At 71.1% G+C, this 14,216-nt stretch carries 14 protein-coding genes; 13 read left to right on the top strand and 1 reads right to left on the bottom strand.

Translation table 11 applies throughout. The features are described from left to right. The first annotated feature begins 34 nt into the window (after window positions 1-34). The 13 genes from hrcA (at window position 35) to leuA (ending at window position 13,412) form a co-directional block, all read left to right on the top strand. Window positions 35-1,057: a heat-inducible transcriptional repressor HrcA gene (gene hrcA, locus ACR3IO_RS16045; protein WP_434072229.1), complete on the top strand. Its 1,023-nt coding sequence runs from the start codon at window positions 35-37 to the stop codon at window positions 1,055-1,057. A gap of 49 nt (window positions 1,058-1,106) precedes the next feature. After that, entirely contained in the window at window positions 1,107-2,207 is a 1,101-nt protein-coding gene (gene dnaJ / locus ACR3IO_RS16040) for a molecular chaperone DnaJ (protein WP_434072228.1), read from the top strand. A 9-nt stretch (window positions 2,208-2,216) separates the two neighbouring features. Beyond that, window positions 2,217-2,951: a 16S rRNA (uracil(1498)-N(3))-methyltransferase gene (locus ACR3IO_RS16035; RefSeq protein WP_434072227.1), complete on the top strand. Its 735-nt coding sequence runs from the start codon at window positions 2,217-2,219 to the stop codon at window positions 2,949-2,951. A gap of 24 nt (window positions 2,952-2,975) precedes the next feature. Beyond that, window positions 2,976-3,335, top strand: coding sequence for an HIT domain-containing protein (locus ACR3IO_RS16030; RefSeq protein ID WP_434072226.1), 360 nt, complete (start codon window positions 2,976-2,978; stop codon window positions 3,333-3,335). Between the two features lie 160 nt (window positions 3,336-3,495). Continuing rightward, complete coding sequence (locus tag ACR3IO_RS16025) at window positions 3,496-4,518, top strand: PhoH family protein (protein ID WP_434072380.1); 1,023 nt, start codon at window positions 3,496-3,498, stop codon at window positions 4,516-4,518. Further along, window positions 4,515-4,976, top strand: coding sequence for an rRNA maturation RNase YbeY (gene ybeY / locus ACR3IO_RS16020; protein WP_434072225.1), 462 nt, complete (start codon window positions 4,515-4,517; stop codon window positions 4,974-4,976). The genes ACR3IO_RS16025 and ybeY overlap by 4 nt, the downstream gene beginning before the upstream one ends. Before the next feature lie 2 nt (window positions 4,977-4,978). After that, window positions 4,979-6,295 (top strand): hemolysin family protein, encoded by a 1,317-nt coding sequence (locus ACR3IO_RS16015; RefSeq protein WP_434072224.1) that lies wholly within the window; start codon window positions 4,979-4,981, stop codon window positions 6,293-6,295. Next, window positions 6,288-7,181 carry a GTPase Era gene (gene era, locus ACR3IO_RS16010; protein ID WP_434072223.1) on the top strand — a complete coding sequence of 298 codons (894 nt, stop codon included), beginning with the start codon at window positions 6,288-6,290 and terminating at the stop codon, window positions 7,179-7,181. Before ACR3IO_RS16015 ends, era begins: the two co-directional genes overlap by 8 nt. A 103-nt stretch (window positions 7,182-7,284) precedes the next feature. Next, window positions 7,285-8,481, top strand: coding sequence for a sensor histidine kinase (locus ACR3IO_RS16005; protein WP_434072222.1), 1,197 nt, complete (start codon window positions 7,285-7,287; stop codon window positions 8,479-8,481). Next, window positions 8,478-9,161, top strand: coding sequence for a response regulator (locus ACR3IO_RS16000; protein ID WP_434072221.1), 684 nt, complete (start codon window positions 8,478-8,480; stop codon window positions 9,159-9,161). The genes ACR3IO_RS16005 and ACR3IO_RS16000 overlap by 4 nt, the downstream gene beginning before the upstream one ends. Before the next feature lie 58 nt (window positions 9,162-9,219). Further along, on the top strand, window positions 9,220-9,981 hold the full coding sequence (locus ACR3IO_RS15995; protein WP_434072220.1) for an ABC transporter ATP-binding protein: 762 nt from the start codon (window positions 9,220-9,222) through the stop codon (window positions 9,979-9,981). Then, entirely contained in the window at window positions 9,978-11,369 is a 1,392-nt protein-coding gene (locus ACR3IO_RS15990; RefSeq protein ID WP_434072219.1) for an FtsX-like permease family protein, read from the top strand. Before ACR3IO_RS15995 ends, ACR3IO_RS15990 begins: the two co-directional genes overlap by 4 nt. A 270-nt stretch (window positions 11,370-11,639) precedes the next feature. Continuing rightward, the gene (gene leuA, locus ACR3IO_RS15985; RefSeq protein WP_434072218.1) at window positions 11,640-13,412 is read left to right on the top strand and encodes a 2-isopropylmalate synthase; all 1,773 of its coding nucleotides are present in this window, start codon (window positions 11,640-11,642) and stop codon (window positions 13,410-13,412) included. A gap of 107 nt (window positions 13,413-13,519) precedes the next feature. On the opposite strand, the gene ACR3IO_RS15980 is transcribed toward leuA, so the two are convergent. Then, a complete protein-coding gene (locus tag ACR3IO_RS15980) occupies window positions 13,520-14,179 on the bottom strand; it encodes a trimeric intracellular cation channel family protein (RefSeq protein ID WP_434072217.1) in 660 nt (219 codons plus the stop codon). Window positions 14,180-14,216 lie beyond the last annotated feature (37 nt).

Raw genomic sequence — 14,216 nt, 5'->3', positions numbered from 1 at the left:
AACGAGTGCTAAATGGTCGGCGAAAGCGAGGAACATGGTCTCCGAACGCAGCCTCGCCGTCCTCAGGGCGATCGTGCAGGACTACGTCGCGTCCCGCGAGCCCGTCGGCTCGAAGGCGATCGTCGAGCGGCACGCGTTCGGCGTGTCGGCGGCGACGATCCGCAACGACATGGCCCTCCTCGAGGAGGAGGAGCTGATCGCCGCGCCGCACACCTCGTCGGGGCGCATCCCCACCGACAAGGGGTACCGCGTCTTCGTCGACCAGCTCACCGACGTCCGCCCCATGACGCGCGCGCAGCGGCACGCGATCGAGACGTTCCTCGGCGAGTCCGCCGACCTCGACGAGCTGCTCGCCCGCACGGTCCGGCTCGTGTCCCAGCTCACCAAGCAGCTCGCGGTCGTGCAGTACCCGAGCTTCGGCAGCGCGCGGGTGCGCCACGTCGAACTCGTCTCCCTCGCGCCCGATCGGGTGCTCTGCATCCTCATCACCGATTCCGGCCAGGTCGAGCAGCGAGTCGCCGAGCTGCCGCATCCGATCGACGACGACAAGCTCGGCGGGCTCAGAGCGCGGCTCAACGAGATCGTCGGCGGTCGGGCCATGGCGGATGCCGCGGTGGCGCTCTCGGGCACGTTCGACGACGTCGCGCCCGCCGACGCCGAGGTGCTCGGCACGCTCGCGGCGACCTTCGCCGACCAGGCGCGCGCGCAGCGGCAGGATCGCCTCGTCGTCGCGGGCGCCGCGAACCTCGTGCGCACCGAGCAGGACTTCGCCGGGTCGATCCTCGGCGTCATCGAGGCCATCGAGGAGCAGGTCGTCCTGCTCCGGCTCTTCGGCGAGATGGCGGCCGACGAGCATCCCGTGGCCGTGCGCATCGGGCGCGAGAACGCGTCGTTCGGCCTCGGCGAGGCCTCCGTGCTCTCGAGCGCCTTCGAGATCCCGGGCCGCGACGTCTCCCGCCTGGGGGTCGTCGGTCCGACGCGCATGGACTACTCGCACAGCATCGCGGCCGTTCGCGCGGTCGCCCGCTACCTCTCCCGCACGCTCGGCGAGAACTGAGCAGGCCGGCCCCTACCGGCTCTTCCGCAATCGAAAGGACACGCCCTCCGTGGCAGACCACTACGAGGCCCTCGGCGTCGCGCGCGACGCCACCCCCGACGAGATCAAGAAGGCCTACCGCCGTCTCGCCCGAGAGCTGCATCCCGACGTGAACCCCGGTGCCGAGGCATCCGAGCGGTTCAAGTCGGTCACGCACGCGTACGACGTCCTCTCCGACCCGAAGCAGCGCCAGCAGTACGACCTCGGCGACCAGGGCGGCTTCGGCGGCGGACAGAACTTCGGCGGGTTCGGCGACATCTTCGAGACGTTCTTCGGGGCCGGCCAGCAGACGCGCGGGCCGCGGTCGCGCCGCGAACGCGGCCAGGACGCGCTCATCCGGGTCGAGGTCGGCCTCGACGAGGTCGTGTTCGGCACGCACCGCGAGATCGAGGTCGACACGGCCGTCCTCTGCCAGACCTGCCACGGGTCCTGCTGCCAGCCCGGCACGTCGCCCGTCACGTGCGACATGTGCCACGGCACCGGGTCGATCCAGCGCGCGGTGCGCTCGCTGCTCGGCAACGTCATGACCTCGAGCCCCTGCGGCACCTGCCGCGGGTACGGCACGGTCATCGCCACGCCCTGCGTGACCTGCCAGGGCCAGGGCCGGGTTCGCGCGCGCCGCACGGTTCCCGTCGACATCCCGGCGGGCGTCGACACCGGCGTTCGCCTGCAGATGCCCGGCTCGGGCGAAGCCGGCCCGGCCGGCGGTCCCAACGGCGACCTCTACCTCGAGATCAAGGTCAAGAACCACGACGTGTTCAGCCGCAACGGCGACGACCTGCTCGCGACGCTCGAGGTGTCGATGACCGACGCGATCCTCGGCACGACGGCGAAGATCGAGGCGCTCGACGGCGACGTCGAGGTCGAGATCCGCTCCGGGCTGCAGAGCGGCGAGATCCTGACCGTCAAGGACCGCGGGGTCACCAAGCTCCGCGGCAGCGGCCGAGGCGACCTCAAGGTCGGCGTGCAGATCGTGACGCCCACCAAGCTCTCCTCGAAGGAGCGGGAGCTCATCCAGCAGTTCGCCGCCTCGAAGAAGGCGCCTGCGCCCGCGCTCAGCCACTTCCAGCAGGGCCTGTTCGCGCGCCTGCGCGACCGGTTCCTCGGCTAGGCGACCCCGATGAGCCACCTGTACCTCGACGAGACCCTCGACCTCGCCGCCGCGACGACCGGTGACGAGCTCCGCCTCACCGGCGACGAGGCCCGGCACGCCGTGACGGTGTCGAGGCTCCGCGCCGGGGAGCAGGTGGCGATCGGCGACGGACGCGGCGTCCTCGCCCAGTGCACGGTCCTCGAGACGGCCCCGCGCGAGCTCGTGCTCGAGGTCGTCGCCGTCGAGCGCACGCCGGCCCCGAGTCCGCGCATCACGCTCGTCCAGGCCCTCGCCAAGGGCGATCGCGACGAGCTCGCCGTGCAGGCCGCGACCGAACTCGGCGTCGACGCGATCGTGCCGTGGTCGGCCGGGCGCTCCGTCTCCCGCTGGGAGGGCGCGAAGGCCGAGAAGGGGCGCGCCCGCTGGGCCGCCATCGTGCGCGAGGCGACGAAGCAGTCCATCCGACCCTGGATGCCGGAGGTCGCGCCGCTCACCTCGACAGCCGGGCTGGCGGCGCTCGTCGAGGGCGCCCGCGTGCTGCTCCTCGAGCCCACCGCGCAGGCGCCGCTCACCGGCATCCGTCATGACGGCCGCGACCTCGTGCTCGTGGTCGGTCCCGAGGGCGGCATCTCGCCGGCCGAGATCGAGCGCCTCGTCGCATCCGGGGCCGAGACCGTGCGACTGGGCGCGTCGGTGCTCCGCACCTCGACGGCCGGCCCGGCGGCGATCGCCGTGCTGAACGCCGAACTCGGGCGGTGGTGAGGCATCCGTCGGTACGATGGGGGGATGACCGAAGCCGAGGCCGAGCCGACCATCTTCGAGCGCATCGCCGCGCGTGAGATCCCCGCGAGCATCGTCGCCGAGACCTCGCGCGTGATCGCGTTCCACGACATCGCGCCCAAGGCGCCGGTGCACGTGGTGGTCACCACGAAGGCCGGCACCTACCGCGACGTCGTCGAGCTCGCGGCCGGCGACCCCGAACTGCTCGCCGAGCTCGTGGCCGTCGCGCACGACATCGCGGCCGAGCTCGCCGACGGCGAGTTCCGCCTCGTGTTCAACACGGGCGCCGCAGCCGGCCAGACCGTCTTCCACGTGCACGCACACGTGCTGGCCGGCGGCCTCGAGGAGGCCTCGCTTGGCGGATGACGCGCAGGGCGAGAACGTGATGCACGACCCGCGGCGTGCCGAGCCGGCCGGTGCCGGATCGGACGCGGTCGAGTCCGACACGACGGCGAGCGCGACCGAGGCCGACGCGAACGCGGCCGAGCGCGACGGCGAGGAACGCCTCAGTATCGACGGCATCGCGATGGTCCGGCTGCTCGGTCCTCAAGACCGACTGCTCTCCACGGTCCAGCGGGAGTACCCGGGCGTCGAGGTCCACGTGCGAGGCAACGAGATCGGCATCCGCGGACCGGCCGACGACCGACTGAAGGTCCGCCGACTCATCGAGGAGCTCCTGGAACTCGTGCGAGCGGGCCAGGACCCGACACCCACAGAAGTGAGGAGCTCGGCACGCATGATCGACGCCGATCCCGATTCCCGACCGTCCGAACTGCTCGCGCAGGTCATCGTCTCCTCGCGAGGCAAGACGATCCGACCCAAGACCGAGGGCCAGCGCGCCTACGTCGACGCGATCGACGAGCACACGATCGTGTTCGGCATCGGCCCCGCCGGAACGGGCAAGACGTACCTCGCGATGGCCAAGGCCGTCCAGGCGCTGCAGCGCAAGGAGGTCAGCCGCATCATCCTGACCCGTCCGGCCGTCGAGGCCGGTGAGCGGCTGGGGTTCCTGCCCGGTACGCTCACCGACAAGATCGACCCGTACCTGCGCCCGCTCTACGACGCGCTCAACGAGATGATGGACCCCGAGATGGTCCCGAAGCTCCTCGCCTCGGGCACGGTCGAGGTCGCACCGCTCGCCTACATGCGCGGGCGCACGCTGAACGACTCGTTCGTCGTGCTCGACGAGGCGCAGAACACGACCCCCGAGCAGATGAAGATGTTCCTCACCCGGCTCGGATTCGGTTCGAGGATGGTCGTCACGGGCGACATCACGCAGATCGACCTCCCCGGGGGCGCGAGCGGGCTGCGCACCGTCACGCGCATCCTCGACCACGTCGAGGACATCCACTTCTCGCGGCTCACGAGCGAGGACGTCGTGCGCCACACGCTCGTCGGCCGCATCGTCGACGCATACACCGAGTACGACCAGCGCGCGCAGGCGCAGCGATTCGAGCGCGACCAGGCGCGCGAGTTCGCGAACCGCGCCGAACGCCGCGGGCACGCCGCCCCGCGCGACCATCTCCCTCGAAGGGGCAGCAACTCGTGAGCATCGAGGTCAACAACGAATCCGCCATCGAGGTCGACGAGACCGTGCTGCAGCGGCTCGCCGTGTACGTGCTCGACGCGCTGCACGTGCACCAGGATGCCGAGCTCGCGATCGTGCTCGTCGACGAGGGCGCGATGGAGCAGCTGCACGTGCAGTGGATGGACGAGCCCGGTCCGACCGACGTGCTGAGCTTCCCCATGGACGAGCTCCGTCCGGGCAGCGACGAGAACCCCACGCCGCCCGGGCTGCTCGGCGACGTCGTGCTGTGCCCGCAGGTCGCCGAGACGCAGGCGCGCGCCGCGGGGCATCCGCTCGTCGACGAACTCACGCTGCTCACGACGCACGGCATGCTCCACCTGCTCGGGTTCGACCACGCCGAACCTGAAGACGAGAAGGAGATGTTCGGGCTGCAGCGCGACCTGCTCGTGGGCTTCACGATGCAGGAACGCCGCCGCTGACCATGCAACCCTGGCTCTTCCTCGGCGCGGCACTCGTCCTCGTCGCGTTCGGCGGCCTCATGGCCGCCGTCGACTCGGCCCTCGCGGCGACGAGCCGGGCGGATGTCACCGACCTCGCGGCCGGCTCCCGCGCGCGACGTTCGCTGCTCGCCATCGCCGACGACACCGGCGCCCATATCAACGCCGTCAACTTCGTGCGCATCATCTCCGAGACGACGGCGGCCGTGCTCGTGACCCTGGCGTTCGTGTCGTTCCTCGACAACGTGTGGTGGGTGCTGCTCTGGTCGGCGCTCATCATGACGGCGGTGTCGTTCGTGCTGGTCGGGGCGAGCCCGCGAAGTGTCGGGCGCGCGCACGCCGACGCGGTGCTCCGACTCACCGCACCCGTCGTGCACTTCCTCCGGGTGCTCCTCGGACCGCTCGCCGGCGCCCTCGTCGCCCTCGGCAACCGGGTGACGCCCGGCCGCATCCGCTTCGCGGGGGTGTCCAGCGAGGAGCAGCTCCTGAGCATGGTCGACGAGGCCACCGAGCTCGACGTGCTCGAGGAGGGCGACCGAGAGCTCATCCACTCGATCTTCGAGTTCAACGACACGGTCGCCCGCGAGGTGATGATCCCGCGCACCGACATGGTGACGATCGACTCGACCGCGCACCTGGCGCAGGCGATGGCCCTGTTCCTGAACGCCGGCTACTCGCGCATCCCCGTGATCGAGCACGATGCCGACGACGTCGCCGGCATCCTGTACCTGCGCGACCTCGCCCGGCTCGGCTTCGAGCGCCCGCTCGACGCCGGTGACCTGCGGGTCGGCGAGCTCGTGCGTCCGGCCGTCTTCGTGCCCGACTCGATGAAGGCCGACGCGCTGCTGCGTCAGATGCAGCTCGACAAGAACCACCTCGCCATGGTCGTCGACGAGTACGGCGGCATCGCCGGGCTGGTGACCCTCGAAGACGTCATCGAGGAGCTCGTCGGCGACATCTCCGACGAGTACGACCGCGAGGCCGTGCAGATCGAGGACCTCGGCGGCGGGCGGTTCCGGGTCAGCGCCCGACTGCCGGTCGACGAGCTCGGCGAGCTCTTCGGCCTCGTGCTCGAGGACGAGGACGTCGACTCGGCGGGCGGGCTCCTCGCGAAGGGCCTCGGCCGACTCGCGCAGCCGGGCGAGCGCGCGATGGTGTCGGGTCTCGTGCTCGAGGCCGAACGCACCGAAGGACGCAGGAAGCGCATCTCGACGATCCTCGTCGAACGCGATCAGGCCCTCATCGACGCGCAGACCGCGTTCGAGCCCGGGGACCCCGATGGAAGGAAGCACCGTGGCTGAATACCGCGCCGGATTCGTCTCGTTCGTGGGGCGGCCGAATGTCGGCAAGTCGACGCTCACGAACGCCCTCGTCGGCGAGAAGGTGGCGATCACCAGCTCGAAGCCGCAGACCACCCGCCGGGCGATCCGCGGCATCGTGCACCGTGAGAACGGCCAGTTGATCCTCGTCGACACCCCCGGGCTGCACCGCCCGCGAACGCTGCTCGGCGAGCGCCTGAACTCGCTCGTGCAGTCGACGCTCGGCGACGTCGACGTCATCGCGTTCTGCGTGCCGGCCGACGAGCCGATCGGGCCGGGCGACCGGTTCATCAACGAGCAGCTCGACCAGTACCCGCGGGCCAAGAAGGTCGCGATCGTGACGAAGACCGATGCCGCGTCGAAGTCGAAGGTCGCCGAGCAGCTGCTCGCCGTCTCCGAGCTCCGGGAGTGGGCCTCGATCGTGCCCGTCTCGGCACCCGAGGGCGAGCAGCTCGAGGTGCTCGTCGACGAGCTGCTGACCCTCGTGCCCGAGTCGAGCCAGCCGTTGTACCCGGCCGAGACGCTCACCGACGAGGACACGTCCGAGCGCATCGCCGAGTTCATCCGCGAGGCCGCGCTCGAGGGCGTGACCGACGAACTGCCCCACTCGATCGCCGTCGTCGTCGACGACATGGTCGAGCGTGAGGACAAGGACCTGTTGGAGATCTACGCGAACCTCTACGTCGAGCGCGACAGCCAGAAGGGCATCATCATCGGCAAGGGCGGTGCGCGGCTCCGTGAGGTCGGCGCCACGGCGCGGGCGCAGATCGAGGGGCTCCTGGGGCGCAAGGTGTACCTGGCCCTGCACATCAAGGTCGCGAAGGACTGGCAGCGCGACCCGAAGCTCCTGGGACGCCTCGGGTTCTGATCCGCGGTCGGTCTCGGAGGCGCGCGGAGCGCACCGTACGACTCGAGGATGATTTCGGGCGCGATCCGCGGCGCACCCGGCGGCGGGCGCGTACGGTGGATCGGTGACCGAGATCCCGATCAGCCGCGCGAAGCTGAGGACCGACATCGTCCTCGCCCTCGTCTTCGGGCTGATGGCGCTGCCGTTCGCGCTGCTCGGCAACGCCGCAGACCTCTTCGCGCTCGTGCTGTTCGTCGGGGCGCTCGCGGTGCGCCGGCTCTCCCCGCCCTGGTCGCTCGGCGTCGCGTGGGCCGGCGCCACGGTGCAGATGGCCGCGCTGCGCGACCTGCAGTTCTACGACTTCGCGGTGCTCGGCGTGCTCTACTCGTGCGCCGCCCACGGCGGCCGACTGGTCAAGTGGCTGGGGCTCGCGTCGGCGATCGGCGGGGCCGCCATCGCGACGGCGTACCTGCAGTTCGTGAAGCCGCTCGCCGACGGCGTCAGCCCGCTCGGCACGAACGTGCTGATCGGCGCCGCCTTCGTGTTCGTCGCGTCCGTCGCGCTGCTCGTGCTCGCCTGGACGGCGGGGCTCCTCGCACGTTCGGTCCGCGACGGTCGCGAGGTGCGCCGCCGCGAGGAGGTCGCCAACCGCGAGCGGTCGCTCGCGGAGTACCGGTTCTCGGTCGAGCAGGAGCGCAACCGCATCGCCCGCGACATGCACGACGTGGTCGCGCACTCGCTGGCCGTCGTGATCGCCCAGGCCGACGGCGCCCGGTTCGTCTCCAAGACCCGTCCCGAGGCGGCGTCCGAGGCGCTCTCGACCATCTCGGGCGTCGCTCGCGGCGCGCTCGGAGATGTGCGGTTGCTGTTGGCCGAGCTCCGCCACCACGAGGGCGGCGCGCCTCAGCCCGTGCTCGACGACCTCGGCGGCCTCATCGACGGAGTCGCCGGCGCCGGGCTCGAGGTCGTGTTCGAGGAGGTCGGCGAGCGCCGCGAGCTCGGCACGGGTCACCAGATCGCCGTCTACCGCATCGTGCAGGAGGGCCTGACGAACGCCCTGCGCCACGGCGACACGGCGCGCCCCGTCGCACTGCGACTCGCGTGGCGCGACGAGGGCGTCGACCTCGAGGTGTCGAACTACCTCAGGCCGGATGCCGCGGAGTCGGCCTCGACGTCCGGATCCGTGGCGACACGGCACGGCATCACGGGCATGCGCGAGCGCGCGCAACTGGTCGGCGGCACGCTCGTCGCCGAGGCGCAGCCCGACGGCGTGTTCCGCGTGCTCGCCAGGATCCCGGCGCAACCGGGAGGTGCGGCATGAGCGCGATCCGCGTCGTCCTCGTCGACGACCAGGCCCTCTTCCGGGCCGGCGTGCGCATGCTCGTCGAGTCCCAGCCCGACCTCGAGGTCGTCGGCGAGGCCGGCGACGGTCTCGCCGCGGTGTCGCTCCTGGCCGTCGCGCGCGCCGACGTCGTGCTGATGGACGTGCGGATGCCGCAGCTCGACGGCATCCAGGCGACGGAGCGCATCCTCGCCGAGGCCGACCGCGACGGCCGCACGCCGCCGCGCATCCTCGTGCTGACGACGTTCGACCTCGACGAGAACGCGGCCAGGGCGATCCGGGCCGGCGCCAGCGGGTTCGTGTTGAAGGACGCCGATCCCGAGTTCCTGCTCGCGGCGATCCGCACCGTGCACCAGGGCAACCAGGTCATCGCGGCGAGCGCGACGCGCCAGCTGTTCGCGCATGTGGCGCGGGGGAGCGGGCGCCGTCCGGCGCCGCCCTCGTGGGCGGAGCTCACGCCGCGCGAGCGGGAGATCTTCGGGCTCGCCGCGCGCGGGCTCTCCAACGGCGAGATCGCGGGTTCCGAGTTCCTGTCGGAGGCGACCGTGAAGACGCACGTGAGCCGGATCCTCGCGAAACTCGGTCTCCGCGATCGGGTGCAGCTCGTCGTGTTCGCCTACGAGCACGACCTGGGCATCCCGGATCATCCTGGAGGATGACGCCGGACCATCCCGTCGCCCGATGACCGCCGGCTGCGGCATCCGTAGCGTCGAAGGCATGCAGATCACACCCACCGACCTCGGCCTCATCGCCCGTGTCGTCTCGCTCGGCAAGCAGTACGGTTCCGGATCCGGCGCGGTCACCGCGCTCGACGACGTGTCGATCGGGCTCCGCCGCGGCGAGTTCACCGCCATCATGGGCCCGTCGGGTTCGGGCAAGTCCACGCTCATGCACATCATGGCCGGGCTCGACTCGCCGACCTCGGGTCGGGTGTGGCTCGGCGACACGGATGTCACGGAGCTCTCGGACTCCGCGCTGACCGTGCTCCGTCGGCGGCGCGTCGGGTTCGTGTTCCAGTCCTTCAACCTCGTGCCGACGCTCGACGTGCGCGGCAACATCACGCTGCCGTTCGAACTCGACGGGCGTCGCCCGAGCAACGACGAGCAGGCGTGGATCGACGCCCTCGTCGACTCCCTCGGCCTCGCCTCGCGGATCCGTCACCGCCCGCACGAGCTCTCGGGCGGGCAGCAGCAGCGAGTCGCGATCGCGCGTGCGCTCGCGACGCGTCCCGACCTCGTCTTCGCCGACGAGCCGACCGGCAACCTGGACTCGCGCACCGGTCGCGAGGTGCTCGGCCTGCTGGCCGAGGCGTCGTCGCGCTACGGCCAGTCGATCGCGATGGTCACGCACGACCCGGTGGCGGCGAGCCACGCCGATCGCATCCTCTACCTGGCCGACGGCCGTATCGTGCGCGACTCCGGGCGGTCGACGCCCGAGGAGATCAGCACGTACATGCTGGCGATGGAGCAGGCCGCGTGACCCGCCTCCGTGACCAGGGGCCGACCCTGCTCGTGGCGACGCTCGCGGCGGCCTTCGGCGTCGCCCTGCTGCAGATCACGGGCATCCTGGCGGCCGTCATCGAGGTCTCGGGCGCGGCGGAGTCGGGCACGGTCCGCCTCATGCTCGGGCTCGTCGCCGGCATCTTCATCACGATCGCCGTCTACGTCAGCGCAGTCGTGACGGCGAACACGGTGGCCACGGTGGTCGCCGGGCGCACGCGCCTCATCGCGCTCTACCGGCTCATCGGGTCCAGCGCCCGTGCGCAGCGGGCGGAGATCGCACGCGAGGGCCTGCTCGTCGGGCTCGTCGGCGCCGTGCTCGGCGGGGCGATCGGCACGGGCGTCGCGTGGGCCATCGGCGAGATCGGCGTCGCGCTGGGGAGCATTCCGGCGTTCGAGCGATCGTTGCTCGATCCGGCCGTGCTGCTGCCCATGGGCGCCGTGGTGCTCACGACCTGGCTCGCCGCGTGGACCGGCTCCCGTCAGGTGCTCGCCGTGCGCCCGTCGCAGGCGCTCGGGAACGCCGCGGAGGCCGACCTCGACGAGGTCTCGCGTCGCACGGGCCGGGCGGTCGTCGTCTGGGTCCTCGGGATCCTCGGGCTCGGCCTGCTCGTGCTCGGCGTGCTCGTGGGGCTGGTGCGGCCCGAGGGCGTGCTCCTCGGCCTCGTCGGCGGCATCCTCTCGTTCACGGCGATCGTGCTCGCCGCGCACCGCATCATCCCGCCGGTGCTGCGCGCCGTCGGCCGGGTGTTCGGCGACGGTCCGGTCGCCCGGCTCGCCGCCGAGAACGCCGTCCGCCACCCCGAGCGCTCGGCTCGCATGACGATCGGCCTCGTGATCGGCGTGACGCTGGTGACGACGTTCGCGGTCACGATGGAGTCGTATCGCACCATGGCGATCGCCGCGACCGCGGACCAGCCCGCGATGCAGGACGCGCTCGGCCCGCTGATCGACGGCACGGTCGCGGTGTTCTCGACGCTCATCGGGTTCAGCGCCGTCATCGCGGCGGTCGGGCTCGTGAACACGCTCTCGATCAGCATCCTGCAGCGCACCCGCGAGCTGGGCCTGCTGCGCGCCCTCGGGTTCGATCGCCGGCAGATCCGCGGCATGGTGATGCTCGAGGCGGCCGCGCTCACGGTCGCGGCGACCCTCACCGGGCTCGTGCTCGGCGTCGCATACGGCTGGGTCGGCGCGCAGTCGATCCTCGGGTCCGTCGGCGGTGCGCCGGGCCTCGTCGCGCCGACGATCCCGTGGCCGATCATCGCGATCGTCGTCGGCGCCGCGATCGTGCTCACGCTCCTGGCATCCGTCGCCCCGATGCGACGCGCAGCGCGCGTGTCGCCGGTGGTCGCGCTCGCCGTCCAGTAGCGTCGCAGAACTCTCGCACGGGGGTGCGAGATGGGGAAGGTGCGAGCGGATGCCTCGGGGGAGGCATCCGCTCGCACCGGGTCGTGCGGAGCGGGGCGACCGGGTCAGGTGCAACGGGGTTGTGCAACAGGGGCGGAGGCGGTGTTAGCCTTGATGTGTGTCTTACGGCCTGCTTCTCCTTAGCTGCCGCAGCGAGTCCTAGTTCTCAGGCCTCCCTCGCTGCGGAGTTCGTCGTCGGCTGAATCACCCGCGAAGCGAGAGAAGCACCTCATGAAGAACACTCAGAAGCCGTCCGCGATGCCCGTGCATCGCTACCGCCCGTTCCACGAGCAGATCGCCGTCGACCTGCCCGATCGCACGTGGCCGTCCAAGCGCATCGAGGTCGCGCCGCGCTGGTGCGCCGTCGACCTGCGCGACGGCAACCAGGCGCTCATCGACCCGATGAGCCCCGAGCGCAAGCGCATCATGTTCGACCTGCTCGTGAAGATGGGCTACAAGGAGATCGAGGTCGGGTTCCCGAGCGCGAGCCAGACCGACTTCGACTTCGTGCGCAGACTCATCGAGGAGGGCGCGATCCCCGACGACGTCACGATCCAGGTCCTGACGCAGGCGCGCGACCACCTCATCGAGCGCACCTACGAGTCCATCCGGGGCGCCAAGCAGGCCATCGTGCACCTGTACAACTCGACGAGCATCCTGCAGCGCGAGGTCGTGTTCCGCACCGACCGGCAGGGCATCATCGACATCGCCCTGCACGGCGCCCGCAAGTGCCGCGAGATGGAGGCGACGGTTCCCGGAACCGCGGTGTACTACGAGTACTCGCCCGAGAGCTACACGGGCACCGAGCTCGACTTCGCCGTCGACGTCTGCAACCAGGTCATCGAGATCTTCGAGCCCACGCCCGAGCGCAAGGTCATCATCAACCTGCCCGCCACGGTCGAGATGACGACGCCCAACGTCTACGCCGACTCGATCGAGTGGATGGGCCGCCACCTCGCGCACCGCGAGAACGTGATCCTGTCGCTGCACCCGCACAACGACCGCGGCACCGCCATCGCGGCCGCCGAGCTCGGCTACCTGGCCGGTGCCGACCGCATCGAGGGATGCCTGTTCGGCAACGGCGAGCGCACCGGCAACGTCGACCTCGTCGCGCTGGGCGTCAACCTGTTCACGCAGGGCATCGACCCCCAGATCGACTTCTCCGACATCGACGAGGTCAAGCGCACGGTCGAGTACTGCAACCAGCTGCCGGTGCCCGAGCGGCACCCGTGGGCCGGCGACCTCGTCTACACCGCGTTCTCCGGATCGCACCAGGACGCCATCAAGAAGGGCTTCGAGGCCATGGCGGCCGACGCCGAGGTCCGCGGCATCGAGGTCGACGACCTCGAGTGGGCCGTGCCCTACCTGCCGGTCGACCCGCGCGACCTCGGCCGCAGCTACGAGGCGGTCATCCGCGTGAACTCGCAGTCGGGCAAGGGTGGCGTCGCCTACCTGCTGAAGAACGACCACGCGCTCGACCTGCCGCGCCGCCTGCAGATCGAGTTCTCGGGCGTCGTGCAGGCCAAGACCGACGAAGAGGGCGGCGAGGTCTCCAGCGACGAGATCTGGCGCGTCTTCAACGACGAGTACCTGCCGGCACCCTCCGACCGACCCGACGAGAAGTGGGGCCGGTTCGAGCTGCTGTCGCTGCGCACCGAGAGCGAGCTCACGGGCGAGGTGCGCGTGCGCTGCGGGCTGCGCGACGGCGCCGAGCGCGTCGAGGCCGACGGCACGGGCAACGGACCCATCGCGGCGTTCCTCTCGGTGCTGGGCGCCGAGGGGGTCGACGTGCGCGTGCTCGACTACAGCGAGCACGCCATGTCGTCGGGCGGCGACGCGGTCGCGGCCGCCTACGTCGAATGCCAGGTCGGCGGACGCACCCTCTGGGGCGTGGGCATCGACGCCGACATCTCCACGGCGTCGCTGAAGGCCGTCGTCTCCGCCGTGAACCGCGCGATCCGCACGGGTGTCGCGGTCGAGGAGCTCGAGGCCGTCACGGTCTGACCACCGATCGAAGCGGATGCCGCGTGCCGACCACGGCACGCGGCATCCGTCGTTTCCGGCATCCGTCGTTCCACGCGAGGCGCGGGCCGGGCGAGCGCGGGAGCCGTTCAGCTGCGGCGCCACACCTGCCAGGAGCCGAGCGCCCGCTGCTCGGGCAGGCTCCAGCCGTACCGCACCGAGCCGAGCCGGATGATCGTCGTCGCGACGACGCACGCGATGCCGGCGACGACGATGTTGACCCCGGCGAGTTCGAGGGCCACCAGCAGGATCGACCCGAAGGTCGCGGCGATCGCGTACAGCGATCCCACGTGCATGAGCGCGATCGGCAGGTTCAGGGCGACGTCGCGCAGGATCGAGCCGCCGACGGCCGCGAGCACGCCCACGAACACCGCCGGCACGACGGGCACGCCGTACGCGAGCGCCTTCGAGGTGCCGATGGCGCCGAACATGCCGATCGTGATCGCGTCGAGGGCGATGATCAGGCCGTTCAGCCGCGTGAACACCCTGAGGAGCAGCATCCCGAGCAGGGCGGCTGCGACCGCGACGAGCAGGTACCAGTTGCTGTCCAGGGCCGCGGGGCGCAGGTTCAGCAGGAGGTCGCGCAGGAGACCGCCGCCCAGGCCGACGATGACCCCGATGAGCGCGATCCCGAGCAGGTCGATGCGGCGTTCGGTGAGCCGCGCCGAGAACATGGCGCCCTGCACAGCGCCGATGCCCACGGCGGCGAGGTCCAGCCAGAGGGGGATCGAGAAGAGGGAGTCGCTCACGCACTCAGTGAACCATCCGTCGGCAGGCCGCGCTGGA

Source organism: Agromyces sp. Marseille-Q5079 (assembly GCF_051016555.1).
Classification (GTDB): domain Bacteria; phylum Actinomycetota; class Actinomycetes; order Actinomycetales; family Microbacteriaceae; genus Agromyces.
Note: the sequence above shows the minus strand (reverse complement) of the source record. Positions and strands in the feature narration are given on the sequence as shown.